General features: G+C 63.1%; 17 protein-coding genes. 13 read left to right on the plus strand and 4 right to left on the minus strand.

Annotated features, from left to right (window positions below; genetic code table 11):
• Nucleotides 1-50 precede the first annotated feature (50 nt).
• The 7 genes from BX283_RS28685 to BX283_RS28710 all read left to right on the plus strand — a co-directional run bounded on the left by BX283_RS28685 (nucleotide 51) and on the right by BX283_RS28710 (nucleotide 4703).
• Complete coding sequence (locus BX283_RS28685; RefSeq protein ID WP_101390372.1) at nucleotides 51-638, plus strand: hypothetical protein; 588 nt, start codon at nucleotides 51-53, stop codon at nucleotides 636-638.
• A 101-nt stretch (nucleotides 639-739) separates the two neighbouring features.
• A complete protein-coding gene (locus tag BX283_RS28690; protein ID WP_101390373.1) occupies nucleotides 740-922 on the plus strand; it encodes a hypothetical protein in 183 nt (60 codons plus the stop codon).
• A gap of 59 nt (nucleotides 923-981) precedes the next feature.
• A complete protein-coding gene (locus BX283_RS28695) occupies nucleotides 982-1269 on the plus strand; it encodes a hypothetical protein (protein ID WP_143676477.1) in 288 nt (95 codons plus the stop codon).
• Nucleotides 1251-1472: a hypothetical protein gene (locus BX283_RS28700; RefSeq protein WP_101390375.1), complete on the plus strand. Its 222-nt coding sequence runs from the start codon at nucleotides 1251-1253 to the stop codon at nucleotides 1470-1472. Before BX283_RS28695 ends, BX283_RS28700 begins: the two co-directional genes overlap by 19 nt.
• A 101-nt stretch (nucleotides 1473-1573) precedes the next feature.
• Nucleotides 1574-2557: a DUF932 domain-containing protein gene (locus BX283_RS28705; RefSeq protein WP_101390376.1), complete on the plus strand. Its 984-nt coding sequence runs from the start codon at nucleotides 1574-1576 to the stop codon at nucleotides 2555-2557.
• 71 nt (nucleotides 2558-2628) lie between these two features.
• On the plus strand, nucleotides 2629-2868 hold the full coding sequence (locus BX283_RS40135) for a hypothetical protein (RefSeq protein ID WP_143676478.1): 240 nt from the start codon (nucleotides 2629-2631) through the stop codon (nucleotides 2866-2868).
• Between the two features lie 53 nt (nucleotides 2869-2921).
• Entirely contained in the window at nucleotides 2922-4703 is a 1782-nt protein-coding gene (locus BX283_RS28710; protein ID WP_101390377.1) for a recombinase family protein, read from the plus strand.
• A 66-nt stretch (nucleotides 4704-4769) separates the two neighbouring features.
• On the opposite strand, the gene BX283_RS40140 is transcribed toward BX283_RS28710, so the two are convergent.
• From BX283_RS40140 to BX283_RS28720, 3 genes are all read right to left on the minus strand, one after another.
• Nucleotides 4770-5003 carry a hypothetical protein gene (locus tag BX283_RS40140; RefSeq protein WP_143676480.1) on the minus strand — a complete coding sequence of 78 codons (234 nt, stop codon included), beginning with the start codon at nucleotides 5001-5003 and terminating at the stop codon, nucleotides 4770-4772.
• Between the two features lie 200 nt (nucleotides 5004-5203).
• The gene (locus BX283_RS28715; RefSeq protein WP_101390378.1) at nucleotides 5204-5539 is read right to left on the minus strand and encodes an Lsr2 family protein; all 336 of its coding nucleotides are present in this window, start codon (nucleotides 5537-5539) and stop codon (nucleotides 5204-5206) included.
• 83 nt (nucleotides 5540-5622) lie between these two features.
• The gene (locus BX283_RS28720; protein WP_101390379.1) at nucleotides 5623-6798 is read right to left on the minus strand and encodes a helix-turn-helix domain-containing protein; all 1176 of its coding nucleotides are present in this window, start codon (nucleotides 6796-6798) and stop codon (nucleotides 5623-5625) included.
• A 128-nt stretch (nucleotides 6799-6926) separates the two neighbouring features.
• On the opposite strand from BX283_RS28720, the gene BX283_RS28725 reads away from it, so the two are divergent.
• The 6 genes from BX283_RS28725 (at nucleotide 6927) to BX283_RS28750 (ending at nucleotide 11104) form a co-directional block, all read left to right on the plus strand.
• The gene (locus BX283_RS28725) at nucleotides 6927-7238 is read left to right on the plus strand and encodes a hypothetical protein (RefSeq protein WP_101392622.1); all 312 of its coding nucleotides are present in this window, start codon (nucleotides 6927-6929) and stop codon (nucleotides 7236-7238) included.
• On the plus strand, nucleotides 7162-7692 hold the full coding sequence (locus BX283_RS28730) for a DUF6879 family protein (protein ID WP_101390380.1): 531 nt from the start codon (nucleotides 7162-7164) through the stop codon (nucleotides 7690-7692). The genes BX283_RS28725 and BX283_RS28730 overlap by 77 nt, the downstream gene beginning before the upstream one ends.
• 15 nt (nucleotides 7693-7707) lie before the next feature.
• Complete coding sequence (locus tag BX283_RS28735) at nucleotides 7708-8553, plus strand: helix-turn-helix transcriptional regulator (RefSeq protein WP_101390381.1); 846 nt, start codon at nucleotides 7708-7710, stop codon at nucleotides 8551-8553.
• Nucleotides 8554-8721: 168 nt separating this feature from the next.
• Entirely contained in the window at nucleotides 8722-9072 is a 351-nt protein-coding gene (locus tag BX283_RS28740) for a hypothetical protein (RefSeq protein ID WP_101390382.1), read from the plus strand.
• A gap of 356 nt (nucleotides 9073-9428) precedes the next feature.
• Nucleotides 9429-10079 (plus strand): hypothetical protein, encoded by a 651-nt coding sequence (locus BX283_RS28745; protein WP_143676482.1) that lies wholly within the window; start codon nucleotides 9429-9431, stop codon nucleotides 10077-10079.
• A gap of 725 nt (nucleotides 10080-10804) precedes the next feature.
• On the plus strand, nucleotides 10805-11104 hold the full coding sequence (locus BX283_RS28750) for a hypothetical protein (RefSeq protein ID WP_143676483.1): 300 nt from the start codon (nucleotides 10805-10807) through the stop codon (nucleotides 11102-11104).
• A gap of 1274 nt (nucleotides 11105-12378) precedes the next feature.
• Here BX283_RS28750 and BX283_RS28760 read toward each other — a convergent pair.
• The gene (locus tag BX283_RS28760) at nucleotides 12379-14541 is read right to left on the minus strand and encodes an NACHT domain-containing protein (RefSeq protein WP_257584401.1); all 2163 of its coding nucleotides are present in this window, start codon (nucleotides 14539-14541) and stop codon (nucleotides 12379-12381) included.
• Nucleotides 14542-14809: the final 268 nt, after the last annotated feature.

The following is a 14809-nucleotide window of genomic DNA, read 5'->3' on the forward strand; positions in this document are numbered from 1 at the left end:
CTCACCGCTGAAATCAGTGCTCGTTCTTTTCCATTCGGAAGGAGTCAGCCATGACTGAGCTGACCACCGAAGTTCTGCGGACGCTTGCGCCGCAGGACCTGGCCGCGCTGCTGCCGGCCGCTGTCCAGATCGGGGAAGCGAACGCCGTCGTCCTCCGCGTCGCTGAGCCCGACCTGATCGAGGTCTACTTCGCCGGGCGCATCACGGCCTACGGCACCAAGGTGCTGGAGATCCAGCCCATCGCCGACCCGGCGGTGCGCGAAGCCGCTCTGCGCAACGCCGTAGAGGCCCTGTCCATCTGCCGTCACGTCGCCATCCAGGCCCATGCCGATCAGCGCCGGTCGCACAACGAGCTGCTGGAGATGATCCGGCAGTACGCCATCGTGCGCCACGAGGAGGGGGACATCTGCCGCGAGGGGCTGGACGACTTCCTGGAGTCCTTCAACCTCATGCCGTACGAGCCCCGCGTCCGGGTCGAGTACACCATCACCGGCAGCTACGTGGTCGATTCCGGCGGCGAGGCCGCTGCCAAGGAAGACGCTGTGAAGTACCTCCAGCCCGACCTGTCGGGCCTGGACAACGTCGAGAGCGAGAGCTCCACCTACGACGTCTCGGACATCAATGTCTCGGAGGTATAGGGCACGGCCGTTCATTCCAGCGGCCCACCTACCAGCGGCGGGCAGCCCGCCTGTCGCTGGTGACTCTCCCCAGTTCCTGGCACCCACAGAGGAGCCATGCCGTGGACCTCACCCTGAAGATCACCTTCGAGCCCGAGGACGGGTCCGACGCCCTGCTGGCCCGGTGCTGGCTGGCTGAGCAGATCCGGTTCTTCACCGGCCTGCCCATCACCGGCTACGCCGACGCTCTTCACCCAGCAGCCAGTTTCCACGTCACGGAGCTGACGTTCGTGGACACCGAGTAGATCGCTCCTTCTCACCCCAACCAACAGGCAGCCCCTGCGTCGCGAGGGCTGCCTTCCTCATGTCCGAAGCGCCGTTCATCACCGGATGGCACGACGGATTGAAAGGACTGGCCGCCGTGATGAAGAAGGAGGCGGCGCAGGCCGCGGTCGAGGCATACGTGTCCGAGTTCCCCGACAGTGACGCCGAGTACGCCGACCCGATCGAGGCGCAGATCAGCGACCTGCTCGCCGACCTGTTGCACCTGGCAGCGGCAGCGAGCCTGGAGCCGGATGTTCTGGTCGAGCGGGCGCTGATGCACTTCTACGCCGAGCAGGCGGAAGAGCCGTCATGGCCACCTACACGGTGACTGTCGCGGGGCGAGAGCGCTACGACGGCGAGAAGCCGTACACCTACGTCACCTGTGACACCCAGGCGATCAACGCCGTCCTCCGGGTGATGGCACATCACCGCTGGGAGAACCAGGACACCGACGTGATCCCAATTGAGGTGTTCGTCGGCGAGCCCGCACCGAACTGCGGCTACTTCTGGAACGAGCTGAGGGAGACCTGACCTGGCCAGCCCGTCGCACCTTTCACCTCCAACCCCACAGGCAGTCCACGCCCATGCGTGGGCTGCCTTCCCCATGTCCGAACTGATCAAGGGAGGCAGCTATGTCTGCCAACGTTGAGTCGATGTTCTCCGTCAGGGAGATGCCCTGGCACCGTGAGGGCCTGGTCCTGGACCAGCACCCCACCACCTGGGCCGAAGCCCGGCAGCTCGCCGGCCTGACCTGGGACCCGATCACCGAGTCCGTCTACGAGCTGGTCAGCATCGACGGCCACGGCCAGCCGCTGTATCGGCCCATCGAGGGCTGGCAGCGCATCGCCCGGTCGGACACCAGCGCCACGTTGTGGATCAACCGGGACTCCTACGCGGTCATCGACCACAGAGAGATGGGCGAGATCGTCGAAGCCGTTCTGAAGCAGCCCAACGTCTCCTGGGAAACCGCCGGCTCCCTCGATGAAGGCCGCTCCGTCTGGTGCCTGGCCCTGCTGGACGAGCCCATCGTCCTGCCCGGCGACGCGTCCCCGACGCTGCCGTACCTGGCCATCACCAACCGACACGGTCAGCCCGGCGGCTGCACCCTGCGAGCCACCGCGGTTCGCATCGTCTGCGCCAACACCTTCCGGGCCGCCGAGTTGGAAGGCGACCGCACCGGCACCACCTTCTCGTTCGTGCACAAGCACGGCTGGCGCAACCGCGTCGTCCAAGCCCGCGAGGCTGTGACTGGCGCTCGTCAGGAGATGCGCGCCTATGAGGCGCTGGCTACCGAGCTGCTCGGCATATCCATCACAGCCCAGCAACGTGAGCTGTTCGTGCGGGAGTTCATTCCGATGCCGCCCGCCGGCCTGGTCACCGACCGGGTCGCCAGGAACGTTGAGGAAGCCCGAGCGGCCATCCGAGATGTTCTGGCGTCTCCGACTACTGCTCCGGTCGCTCACACCGCCTACGGGCTCGTGCAGGCCGCAGGCGAGTACCTGGACCACGTCCGACGGTCACGCACCTGGGAAACCAAGCTCAACCGGACGCTCATCAAGCCGGAGCCGCTGAAGGCTCAGGCGCTGAAGTTGGCGCGGGAAGTGGTAGCTGCCTGACCGCACTCACCGACAGGGGTGCACAGCTTGCGCTGTGTACCCCTTTTCACTTTTAACCCTGGAGAAAAGCCATGACGTTTGAAAAACAAGACATCAAGAAGTATCAGGAGCTCTGCAAGGACTATTTCAACGAGGAAGTGACCGAGAGTGCAGCCATCGAAGAACTCAACAGTCTCATGTTCCTGGTGAACCTTGTCTATCACCCTCAAATCAAGCAAAAGCTCGCTGAGGTAGTCGCGGCAGAAGAAAAAGCCAAGACTGGACAACATGAGCAATTAGGGCAATTATCAAAAGACGATGGAGTGAAGTGATGCCGGTCACCCACCCATCCGTTCGCCTCGCAGGTTAATGGAGGACCTTATGGATGCCGCACGATTACATCAAAGCCCGAGCTGCCGCACTAGCCAAAGCCGCCCAACCGCCACGCATTGAGCTCTGGGTTGATTACGCCAGAAAGTCTACTGTCGGCTTGGAACGTCAGGCCTTATCGATCCCCTCGCAGATCGAGCAGATGAACGCTGCCTTTCCAGACCTTCCCAGATTCGGCAAGCCGGTCACCGAGAGTAAGAGCGCATTCAAGCCAGGCAGAAAGAAGTTCAACTGGATCATCGAACGCGTTGAGGCAGGCGAGATATCCGGCATCATCTCCTGGCATCCCAACCGACTTTCTCGGAACATGGAAGATGCATCGACGATCGTACGCTTGGTTGGGGCTGGCAAGTTAGATCTCAAATTTGTGACGTTCACGTTCGAGAAGACACCCGAAGGTCTCATGCTTCTTCGAACTATGTTGTCACAGGGGCAATATGAGTCTGAAAGGTTAGCCCGAGACGTTAGGCGTGGCACCGACAAGAAGGCTGAGCAGGGGTGGTATCCCGGTCCGGTGCCACTCGGCTACAACACGGATGGAGACAGAAAGAAGAAAGGATCTCGAACGATCGTAGAGGATCAGGCCAGACTGCCGATCATCGAGCGTGGCATGGCTTACGCGCTTACCGGAAACTACACCACAGCTGAGCTTCGGCGTCTCATGGCCGAGGAGTGGGGCTTAACGATCCGCGAAACTGAAAAACGCCCAAGTAGGCCAATTGGCTACGGAGGTGTATGGGCGATGCTGCGAAACGTTTTTTACACCGGACACTTCATCTGGAATGGCGAACTCCGCCAAGGTAGCCATAAGGCCGTCATCAGCCTAGATCAGTATGAGCGGCTTCAAGAAATTTTTCGAGGTCACACCTCAGGAGACACGCGCCGGCTGGTCACGCGGGCGTACGTGAAATTCTCCGGAATCCTAAACTGCGGCAGATGCGGCCGGGTGGTGACCTGCACCGAGAAGCGTAAGTACTATGCGACGACCAACCGAGAAGCCATCTATGTCTACTACCACTGCTCCCGAAACTCACGCCGACGCTGCGCCGAGCGCCCCATCAGTGAGCCCAAGCTTGTTAGCGCCATCCTGGAGGCCCTATCGAGCTACCGTTTGATCTCCGAGTTCCGCGACATGGCATACGACGTTCTGATTAAGGACTTCCGATCCAAGCGTCAAGGCCAGGCCGCCGAGCTTGAAGGGCAAAAGGCGGAGCTCCTTTCTCTCGAAAAGAAAGACCGGGGCCTGGTGGAGATGCGGGCCTCGGGTGAGATCGACCGTGATGACTACAAGCTCTACCATGGCGGGTATAAAAAGCGCATGGCTCAGCTGAAACGGTTAGTCGGGCGGCCCGCGGAGCTCGATTGGAGCAAGTTAGTCGGGTCGATCAAGGCAATCCACTTCGCGGCAAGTCTTCGGGAGCCGTTCCTCCAGGCCGACGGGGTTGCCCAGCGCCGCCTACTGATCGAACTTGCCGATAAGGTGGTGATCGAACGTGGAAAAGTGCTTATTGAAGCCAAAAAGTGGCTTCGCCCTCTCGGTGATTCCTTCCTCCTTCGCGAAGCTAACTACGAGCTTGATCGAACCTCTGATTTTGGCTCTACTAAGCAAAAAGCGGAGACTTTTGCCTCCGCCTTTTCGCTCTGGTACGCGAGAGTAAACACTATGGCAGACCTTATTGAAGAAGAAGTCAAGAGTGGGAGAACGGTTCATGCGGAGGTAAGGTTGCCCGCAGAATTGCAAGCTCGACTTGATGCACTGCGGCAGCCTGAAAGATAGCTAGGAGCGTCTGCCTCTAGTTAGAGGACCCCGGTTCCCGGTCCGAGAGGATTTTGTCCAGCATCTTCAGGGCGATGTCTTGTAGCGCTTGCTTAACCATGCCTGGCTCGGGGCGGTAAATATTGGAACTCCCGCACGCGTGGCAAGTGCTAGTGCGTAATAGAGAAGATCGGGATCGTCGAAACCATCGACATCTATCTGTATGCCAGTTCCAGCCTCTTGGGCGGCTAGTACATCACCTATCCATTCGGGTAGCCGCTCGTCCAACTCCAGCAGAGCGGCGTGATCGAACTCTTTCATGGGAATCTCCACTTATTTTATTAACTATTGCGCGACTTTAGATTGAGTGCAAGCGCAAGCTGAAAACATGTCTGTGTGGACTAGCTGCCGCTCAATAACAACTGACCCCCGAGCAGGCCTGCTCGGGGGTCAGTTCGACCAGCGTCGTGGGTCGCACCAGAAAGTGGCCTCCCGCCTGGGCCAGGCGGGAGGCCCTGAACCTACTTGCTAGCGTTCTCGTAGGCTTCGCGAATATCAGCCGGCACTCGGCCGCGGTCGTTGATCTCGTAGCCCTTCTCCTTGGCCCAGGCCCGAATCTTTGCGGTGTCCTGGTTGCCGCCGGTCGGGCGGGAAGCGGTGGACTTTCCTCGGCTGCCGCGGACTCGTCGCCCGGCCTTGGTGAAGGGTGCCACCGCCTCCAGAAGCTTGTCGTAGCTCTCCGGGCCGAGGTCGATCTCATAGGCAACGCCGTCGATAACGAGCGAGTGCGTTGTGGCCTCAGCGGTTTCTTCGCCCGTGAGGTCGTCTGTGTAGATAGTTACGATCTTCTGTGCCATGCGAAGGATTCTAGAGACACCGCACCGGCTCTGACGTCTCCAGCAGTGTGCTTCGCCCTCACCATCAAGGCACTCGGGTCCGATCAGGCGGCGCCGATGCGCTGAGAGAACCTACGTAGTCCTGGGATCTCCCCGTTGAGCGCTGCGAGCTCGGAGGCGATGGCTCGGACCTTCGGCCGGCGAGCCTCTTCCGGTGCAAACCGCTCCAGGGCGCGCAACGCAGAGAAGGCTCGGTCCGGCTCGCCCAGGTCTCGCCAGACCCTCGCGATGTCCATGCAGGTGCGGCCGCGCCGCTCTGCGTTCGGGAGCCTCCGCAAGTCGATCTTGCTGGCGTAGCCAAGGGCCTGGTCGTCCTCGCCCAGTGCGTGGTGCACCGAGACTCGGAAGACCTTGGTCTGGTCGAGGCCGAAGACGCCGGGGATGTAGAGCTTTTGGGCTGCGGTTTCCTTGCGAGTGGCTGTCTCCTCCGCCTCGCCGATGAAGGCCAGGGCCTGTCCACGCCAACCGGCCTGAGCCGCGCTGTAGCTGGCGGTCAGTAGGAGCGTGCCGCGCATGGCCAGTTGATCCGGACCATGGTCGAGTCGTGCTGCTGCCTGTTCAAGGTGGTCGATCGCGGCTTGGTACTCCCCAGCGCGACGCATGGTGATGGCCATGGCGTGCGCGGCCTCGCCCATCACGACGGGATTACCTGACCGTGCCGCCGCACCGCCTGCTCGGTCGGCTGCGATCCACGAGTACCCCTGATAGTTCTTGATGGCTAGCTGCGCCAGGAGCACATACGCCCGGGCTGCAACGTCGTGCGCCTGGGAGGCCAGGGACCCCGAGATCAGCGAGGGCAGCGTTTCGCCCAGCTCGGTGTAGTGCGCCTCCTGGAACAGGTTCCGTGCTTGGGAAAGAGAGGCGGAGAGCGCTTCGCGCGACGCTGGCCGTGACTCGGGAAGGTTGAAGAGCGCACGCTCGACCAGGTCCTTCGGCTCGGTCGCTGCGGCAGAAGCAGGCAGGACGGCGGCGACACCTACGCCCAGCCCCAGGGTCAGCATTGTTCGGCGGTGCACGTCGTCCCTTTCCAGTCCCACGTCGTCCCTGGACAGCTCCAGGAGATCGCACAGCGCGGCGAGAGTCACGCCATCCGGAATGATCTTGCCGGTCTCCACCCGGGATACCCACGATGCCGAGTAGCCCACTGACGCGCCGACCCCGTCTTGGGACAGTCGTTTTATCAGTCGTGCGCGCCTCAGTACCTCGCCTAACGCGGTCATGGCACACAGTTTGCCGATCCAGGCACAGGTTGTGCAGACCGTCGGCGGGACGTAGTCCGGACGGTCCAGCAGGTTTTGACTGGTACCACGCGCAAGAACGCGCAACCGGCTTGCTACGGGAGGGAATCATGGACCTAGAGTTCGTCGGGATCGACCCCAACACCGGCGGGGGTGGCTCGCCGACGGTGTGGATCGAGGACGAGGCGGCGGAGATCGTCGTACAGGGCTGGAAGGCCGACGCCCGACTGGAGGCCACGATCTGCGGCACCGACTGGGTCCCGGGGCACACGCGGGGCATACCCGACCACGAGGCCGTCGTACGGATTCCCGTGCGCATGGTGCCGATCTTGAGGGAGGCTTGCGATGTCGCAGAACGTGCCGGACTTCACCGCCCTGCTAAGGAGCGCACGGCGGAGCGCGGTCCACTTGGAGATGCGTGACGCCTACGGCGTCGGTGACGAAGCAGAGGAGTTCGAACAGTTCAAGCTCACCGGCACGGTCGACCTCGACCCGACGGCATCGTGGTGGCCCGAATGGCTGGGCCTCGTGAAGGAGACGGTTGGTCGAGGTGTCGTCATGCGCCGAGCCCGGATTGTCTCGGAGCCGGTCACGGACTACATCCGGTGGGAGCACGCCGTCACGCCCCTGAACCTCGATGCCGGCGAGCAGGTCCGCTGGCTCCCCCGCCGGAAGGCCTCGAACATCGCACTACCCGGCAACGACCTCTGGCTGATCGACGACCGCCTCGTGCTGTTCCACTTCTTCACTGGTGACGGCAACTGGGCTGACCCGGGCTTCGAGTTCAACGAGGACCCCGCGACGGTCAAGATGGTCGCCGCAGCGTTCGAGACGGTTTGGAATCGGGCCACGCCCCACGAGAAGTACATCGTCTGACCGCGCAGCACCTCCATGCCCACCTCTCCCTCATCCAGCGCCCAGGCAGCCCGCGAGGCGCTTGCTGCGCGCTTGCAGCACCTGCGCAGGGACGCCAGCCTCACTGGGAAGGAACTCTCCGCCCGGTGCGGCTGGCATCCGGCGAAAACCACCCGCATCCAACGAGCCAAGATCGCCCCGTCCGATGCGGACATCCGGGCGTGGTGTGCCGCCTGCGGCGCTGACGGCCAGGCGGCTGACCTCATCGCCACTGCCCGCGCCGTTGACTCGATGTATCTGGAGTGGCGCCGTCTGCACAGCGACGGCATGAGGCGCGTCCAGGAGGACTGGTACACGCTGCACGAGCAGGCCGGCATGTGCCGCACCTACGTCTCCAACGTCGTTCCGGGGTTCTTCCAGACCCCTGCCTACGCCACGGCTCTGATGCAGTCCATTACCGACTTTCAGGGCACGCCGAACGACGTCGCCGATGCCGTGGCCGCCCGTGTTGCCCGCAGCCGGTTCCTCTACGAAGGCGCTCACCGCTTCGTTGTGCTCATGGAGGAGTGGGTGCTTCGCTCCCGGGTCGGTGATCCCGAGACGATGGCCGGCCAGCTGGACCACCTGATGACCGTCATGCGACTGCCGTCCGTTTCGCTCGGCATCATTCCGTTCACTGCGCAGCGCGCTGTCTGGCCGCTGGAGGCGTTCTACGCCTTCGACGCCCGCATCCTCGTGGAAACCCTGACGGCGGAGATCAACGTCGTCCAACCGCGGGAACTTGCTGATTACCGCAAGGCCTTCGCGGCGCTGTCGAAGATGGCCGTCTACGGCGACCCTGCACGCTCGCTGATCCGTGCGGCGATCGACGCCTTGAACTAGCTCCGCAATAACACGCAACTTCGTTGAGGCCGCCTTCCCCGGTTCCCTACGGTGAGGACACGCCGCTCGGTCCCCCCAAGCAGGACCGGGCGATACCCACCTCACCAGCTGGCCTCCGGCGACCCTGCCGTTGGCGGTCGGCTGCCCATGCATCGAGGAGCACTCCTCATGAACATCATGGCGACTGAGACCGAAATGGCGCTCAAGACGAGACCGCTAACCAAGCAGAGCGCCCTCCCTAAGCGCGAGCCGCAGCAGAGCCCGATCCACTCGGAGCCCGTTTCCCAGGAACGTGCTCAGGCTGCGTACACCAGTCTCTACACCGCCCTGCTGGCGGTCGGCGTGAATCTCCGCCACATGAGCTTGAAGGCCGGCGCCCTGGAGCACCCGGTACTCACCCTTGGCCCGTGTGACATCCCGGCCGCTGAACGGCTGACCAGGGCTCTGGAACGTCACTGGCCGGGAGAGCCGGCCACCGGCAGTCAGGCGGAGAAGGGGTCGCCTGAGGAGGGGGCGTGACGGCGCCCAAGGGGCCCGTGGAAGCGCACACACGGTGGGCCCCGCCGCCCGCAGGAACAGCACCTCAGCGCAGGACCCCTGACCAGATGAAGGTGGGGGACTACGTCTTCCTTAACGGGTCCTACCACCGGGTGTCAGACCTTCGCGGTAGGGGCGGCCGCACGGGGCGCGTGCTTGTACTCGAAGGCCGCGGACTCTGGGTGATGACCACCACTCGCCTCATCTATCGGCCCATTTAGACGCCCAGACCTCGGGAAACGTTTCCGTTCTTCGAGGGTGCGGAGCGTCGAGTCCAGCCCCAACCACGTTGCAGGTTAGGGCGATTGACGTCGCCCGTGAGAGCGAAAGTACGTTCAATGCCCCTCGCCTCCTCCAAGACTCGATACGAGCGCAACGGTCTTACCGTCCCCTGGATCACGACCTGGAGTCCGGAGAAGATGACGATCCCTCCAGTCACCCTTCGGCGTGACGCTAGGGGGAGCCACCTCGGGTACGAGCAGGAGACCCTGTACGACCGTGACACCAACGGCGTGCTGTGGGTCCGCCAGGGCCTCGCCCGTGGAAAGGGTGACCCGGACTTTCCTGCGGTCCACGCCCTGCGGCAACGGAGGGCCATGCTGGACATGCTCTGCCAGGTCTGCGGTGGCTCGACCCTGGAAGAGCACTTCGAGCGGCAGCTCTACATTGCCCGCAGCCTCGACGGCCTGAACATCCAGGAGAGCGAACGCACCAGCGCACCCCCTGTTTGTACCTCCTGTGCGCCGGAAGCAGTCGTGAGCTGTCCTCGTCTCAAGGGGAGATACGTCGCGGCGTGGGTCACACACTCCATCCCCTGGGGGGTTATGGGCATTGTGCACAACCAGTGGACCCTTGAACGCACGTCACAAGGCGCCGAAGAAGTGGCCTACACAGACCCACGCATCCGCTGGACCGTAGCCGTCCGGACGGTTAACTGCCTCTACGGCTGTACGCCGGTTCAGGTGGGAAACCTCCACTTGGCACTCTGATTCACCCGCTACGCCCTCGACGCCTGGCCGCGTTCGGGGGCACGGGTCTTTTTCCAAGCATTTCGATGATTCCGTGACCCCGACCGTTAGATCACCGTATTTGTCGAGAGCGCTTCTTCCGGATTGTGCTGCGTGGTGAATCGCTGAGGGCAATTCCATCGCGCCCCATCCCTGCTGGAATTCAGGCCGGACTACTTGTTTAGCAACACAAAGCTTGCTACAATCGCGGCATCCATTTTGAAAACCATTTTCACATGGATAGGCGGCCCTCGCGGCCCCGCGTGATCAACTCGCCTCGCCAGCTCCATGCGGGGCGGGCGTGCGCGGTGATCGCTTACCTGCACGACTCGCCACATGGAGCTGGAGCATGAAGCTGCACGCGATTATCTTTAACGAAAGGGGGCAGGGTGCTATTTGGCCGGGACTTAGGCTCTGGCTGGTTATTACGCTGTCGCTTGGCCTCTTCGTTGCCCTGCTTCTCGGCATGATATTCTCCCACCATCACTAAGGCTTCCCAAGCGGGCAGTCAGGGACTTTCCTTGGCTGCCTTTTCATTGTGTGCCTTGCAGTTTTTGAGGGCTGCTCCTGATGAGTGATTTTCGGTGGTCACTGGTTTAGTGAGGCGAGATCAGGGGGGACGGATTCCCGGTACGCCGTCGAACTGTGGAGCCGCAGTGAAGTCCGTTAATCGTGACGAGTTCGTTTCCGAGGTCGTTGACCATTGTATGAAGACCACGGGCTACACCGGCCTGTCGATCAGCCCTTCCATTAAGTCATTTATTCTTGACTATGTTCTGGTGGAGGAGGGCGAGTGGAATAAGGTGCAAGAGGCGAATCCTGGTGCGCTGGATCTCGTGCGCACGCGAGCGGACCTTGAGCACTATATTCGCACCGGTCTAGAGTTCTTTCGGCCGGAGTACATTAAGGAAGATGACCTGCCGGTGATCGCGGCGGCGCTCAGGATTAAGTTTCGATCGGCTCTTTGCCTTTGGCCGGTTGATGGCGAGAAGAACAATCGCGCCTAGCGGCGACTGTGGCTCGGAGCAAGAGGTCAAAGAAACGGCCAGCGCCCCTGCGTCGCGCCGGTCCTGCGTTGCAACGTAGAGCCGGGCGCCGCGTTACTTCTGAGGACTTGCGCTCGGGGGTGGCTGTCGTTGCTGCGTATCTTTCGACAACCATCACAGGAACCGCAACAATCTTTGTGCTCAGTGTGACCATTTTGGTCGGCCTTCTCGGGTCGGACACTGATTGGTTGTTCTATGTAGGGCTCTTCTTTTTGCTTCTGGCTTTCATTCTTGGGCTAGCAGCGATGGGGAGAATGATCAGTATGCTCTCCGTGTCTCGATATAAGGTTGATCCATATGACAAGCCACTGATGAGAATTGCTGCCGCTCACCTGGCATGTGGCGCGCTCGCCCTCGTGGCTCTCGGACTGTTTGCAAGCTTCAATCTCAAGATTGGGCATACATCAGATAGGCGAGGTACCTGCCCGGAGTGCGCCAGCCCGTCTCCCACTACTTCTTCGTCGCATCCTGTACCTTCGCCCTCAGTTTCACAGTCTCAAACAATCTCTCCCGACCCGTGAACCGGGCAATCAAGCGCATGTCGCACGGGACTTCGCTGTGCGAGTCGTGGCGGGCAATGCACAGGTGAGCGGCCCACCTGGTGCTGCGCGTGTCGAGCGAGTGGCCCGAACTATCCCGAGTCAGGCAGCGCGGTGCCAGGCCAGCGCCAAGGAGCGGGTCGAGGAGGGAGCGTCGTTCTCCGCCGTCTTCGCCGTCTGCGGAAGCGCTGCACCCGATCGCACCGGACGAACGGCGCCCAAGCGTCGCGAGCGCGCGTGATCTGAACGAATCGCTGTCAGAGCATTCCCCACGAAGCCCGAACCGCAGACTGGAACCTCCGTCGGATCCCGAAAACCCCTCGTTGGGACGCGGGTTCGGTCTCTAGTGCGGTGACTGCATAGGTCCGCCTGGCACGATCTGCCGAGCCGTCGGGCGTTGTTGATCACTTCAGCGTGTACGTCGTCTCGACGGCGGTCATCTTCCCCTCGGGGGTGACCATGACCCGGATCGTGCCGCCGGAGCAGCAGACGCTTCGCCCCACCGTGATCTTCTCCGGCCCGATCTCACCCTTGTCGTTCGCTTGAACGAGACGGCGCTCCGCCCGATGCCACGAGAAGGTCGTCCCCGGACCTGCCAGCAGTGGCACCCAGACCTCGGCACCCGGCTCGAAGCCCTTACCGGTCAGCGAGAAGGATTCGCCGGCCGAACCCGCCGCCGGGCGCCGTGCGTCTTGCCTACGGGATCGGGTTCCGGGCTAGGTAGTCCTGCAGTTCTCGATGGCGGAATTGGTAGCCTCCGCCGGCCACTCTGATCAGGGCCGCCTCGTAGCACCAGTTCAAGAACTGCCCCAGCCGCCAGGGCAGCCACTGGTCATTCCACCGCCGGGTGCACAACAACAGGGCGATATACCGTGTCCCGGCCAGCCCGCCCGTGATGCCCAGGACGGGGCCGCCCCCGATCCCGATCGCGAGTCCGCCTATCAGCCAGGCTGTGAGCACGCCTGTGAGCAGGCCAGCATGCTCGGTCGTGAGCGTTCCCAGGAAAGTGACCGCGCCACCTCCTGTCAGGCCGAACATGACCCCAGATGTGGTCTTGCCCAATCGTCTGCCCGCCACCCCGCCCAGGAACGCACCGGCAAGCGCCATCGCGATTCCGCCCGTAAGCCCGGCGAGGCCGCCCGTGAGCCCGGCGGCGAGCGCGGCAGCACAGCCGAACCCCAGGCCGAACGCGAGGTCGTCGCGCACCATGTCCCTCGGGTCACCCGCTTCGATCCTCCCAGGGGCCGCGAGCCCGGCCGCGAGCCCGGCGGCGAGCGCGGTCATGACCCCTACCGAGACTCCGGCGGGGACACCGGCGGCCAACTCGACGCCGATCCCCGCGACGCTTCCTCCGGCGAGTCCGACGGGAAGACCGGACGACAGGTGGCGCGCTCCAGAGCGCGTCCGCAATCGGTACAGGTCTGCTCGGGTCGCCTCGGGCCAAACGCCCTGCCACGCCACGAACGCCGGCCAGAAGGCTGCCAAAGCCCATATGGAGACGGTGAGGATGAGGAGATACACCGAGGTGGAGGATGTAGCCGCATGAGCCGCGATGGCGGCGGCACCCATGCTCCACGCCCCAACAATCATTGCTGCGTGGACCAGGCGAGGGCGGCGCAATCCTGCCAGGGGCCACAGTTCGTGTAGGACCACATCGGTGCTCGGCAGCGGTCTGCCCGCCGCACTCCGCCCAGTCGCGATGTTGTTATCCAGGTAGCCGGCGAGGACGGCGAGCCAGGCATGGACCTGGTCCGGCGTGTAGGAGGCGCCCTTGGGGCGAGGATGCAGGGCGGTGGCAGCCGGGATAAACAGACGCAGAAGGTGGTCACGGATCGCCTCAAGGGCGTTCAGGTCTGGGGCGAGCAGATCTTCGAGGTTGTGCACGTAGATGCCGGTGCGTGGGTCGCGTTGTTCGTAGATGGTCACCGCCAGCGTGAGCCGCCAGGGTGTGGACAGGCTTTGGGCCAGCAGTCCCGACGGATGGTGACCGAGCTCATGGAGCACGGGCCGCCATCGAGTCAGTTCGCTGACCCTGCGGTTGAGGAAGTCACGTGCCTTGACGGCGCTGACCGGGCGGATCTCCACGTGCGCGGCATCCTGTACCCATATTCGCATCGCCTCCAGCGCCTGGTACTGATCACTGCGGCAGGTGAGCACCAGCTCCGCCTTGCCTCGCCCGTGCTGATAGGCGTTCAGCGCACGCAGAGCCCGGCCGGCACGGGAGGCATAGACCAGAGCGGGACCGTCGTCCATCTCGTCCAGACCATCCACCACCGGCAGCACCCGGTGAGCGGCGACCAATGCCGTGGCCGTGGCGGGCGGCACCCGGTATACCTCGCTCAAGCGCGTCGATAGCCATGCTTCCACTGGTTGATCGGTGTCCCAAGCGGCGGCTGATAGCCGCACAGGCACGGGATCTTCGGGCGCCCGGTCTTCCAGCAGTCCCAGGATCAGTTCCACGGCCAGCACTGTCTTACCCGCCCCTGGTGCTCCGGTGATAACCATCCGACGTGGGCGTAACTGCCGGTAATATGCCACCACTTCCGCCAGGCGCCCGAGTAGAGCAGCGCCCATGGCGTCATGGGCCGCGGCAGGACGGAAGTCGAACTCCACGTCGATGGTCTTGTCATGGGCGCCGAGCAACTGGCGCCGCGCGTCGCTCTCCGCGACCAACACCGCTCTGGCCAGCAGCGCCGCTGCCGTGGTCACGTCGGTCTCCTGCCACCGCAGTGTCCGCACGGACAGCCACCCGGCCCAGATGCTGACGACTAACGCCAGCAACCCGATGGCTGCGCCAAGTGGGTCGATGTCCCCCACTTTGGCCTTGGGTATCGGCTGGTCCAAGAAGGGCGCCAGCACAACCGCCAACGCCACGATCGTCCCGCAAGTGAATGCCGTTCGGCGCCTTCCACCCGTGTGCATGAGTACAGCATGGTGGGCAGCACACGGTGGGCGCCGAGAAAGGGTCCGGCGGAATCAATATCTGGTTGCGAACCGGCGGATCGCACGCCCCTGATGAGGTGCAAGAAACTCCCTGCAGCGAAGATCAACGTCAGTCACTAGGAACTGCGCGAGATCCACCAGGCAGGACTGGCGCGGAACTTCCGCGAAGTTGGCACCGGATTGC

Source organism: Streptomyces sp. TLI_146 (assembly GCF_002846415.1).
Taxonomy (GTDB): Bacteria; Actinomycetota; Actinomycetes; order Streptomycetales; family Streptomycetaceae; genus Streptomyces.

Coding starts and splice junctions, on each gene's coding strand:
- BX283_RS28710 (WP_101390377.1), top strand. CDS start 2,922: ATGCCGCACGATTACATCAAAGCCCGAGCTGCCGCACTAGCCAAAGCC.
- BX283_RS28685 (WP_101390372.1), top strand. CDS start 51: ATGACTGAGCTGACCACCGAAGTTCTGCGGACGCTTGCGCCGCAGGAC.
- BX283_RS28720 (WP_101390379.1), bottom strand. CDS start 6,798: ATGACCGCGTTAGGCGAGGTACTGAGGCGCGCACGACTGATAAAACGA.
- BX283_RS40140 (WP_143676480.1), bottom strand. CDS start 5,003: ATGAAAGAGTTCGATCACGCCGCTCTGCTGGAGTTGGACGAGCGGCTA.
- BX283_RS28725 (WP_101392622.1), top strand. CDS start 6,927: ATGGACCTAGAGTTCGTCGGGATCGACCCCAACACCGGCGGGGGTGGC.
- BX283_RS28715 (WP_101390378.1), bottom strand. CDS start 5,539: ATGGCACAGAAGATCGTAACTATCTACACAGACGACCTCACGGGCGAA.
- BX283_RS40135 (WP_143676478.1), top strand. CDS start 2,629: ATGACGTTTGAAAAACAAGACATCAAGAAGTATCAGGAGCTCTGCAAG.
- BX283_RS28750 (WP_143676483.1), top strand. CDS start 10,805: ATGAAGACCACGGGCTACACCGGCCTGTCGATCAGCCCTTCCATTAAG.
- BX283_RS28745 (WP_143676482.1), top strand. CDS start 9,429: ATGCCCCTCGCCTCCTCCAAGACTCGATACGAGCGCAACGGTCTTACC.
- BX283_RS28695 (WP_143676477.1), top strand. CDS start 982: ATGTCCGAAGCGCCGTTCATCACCGGATGGCACGACGGATTGAAAGGA.
- BX283_RS28730 (WP_101390380.1), top strand. CDS start 7,162: ATGTCGCAGAACGTGCCGGACTTCACCGCCCTGCTAAGGAGCGCACGG.
- BX283_RS28735 (WP_101390381.1), top strand. CDS start 7,708: ATGCCCACCTCTCCCTCATCCAGCGCCCAGGCAGCCCGCGAGGCGCTT.
- BX283_RS28705 (WP_101390376.1), top strand. CDS start 1,574: ATGTCTGCCAACGTTGAGTCGATGTTCTCCGTCAGGGAGATGCCCTGG.
- BX283_RS28740 (WP_101390382.1), top strand. CDS start 8,722: ATGAACATCATGGCGACTGAGACCGAAATGGCGCTCAAGACGAGACCG.
- BX283_RS28700 (WP_101390375.1), top strand. CDS start 1,251: ATGGCCACCTACACGGTGACTGTCGCGGGGCGAGAGCGCTACGACGGC.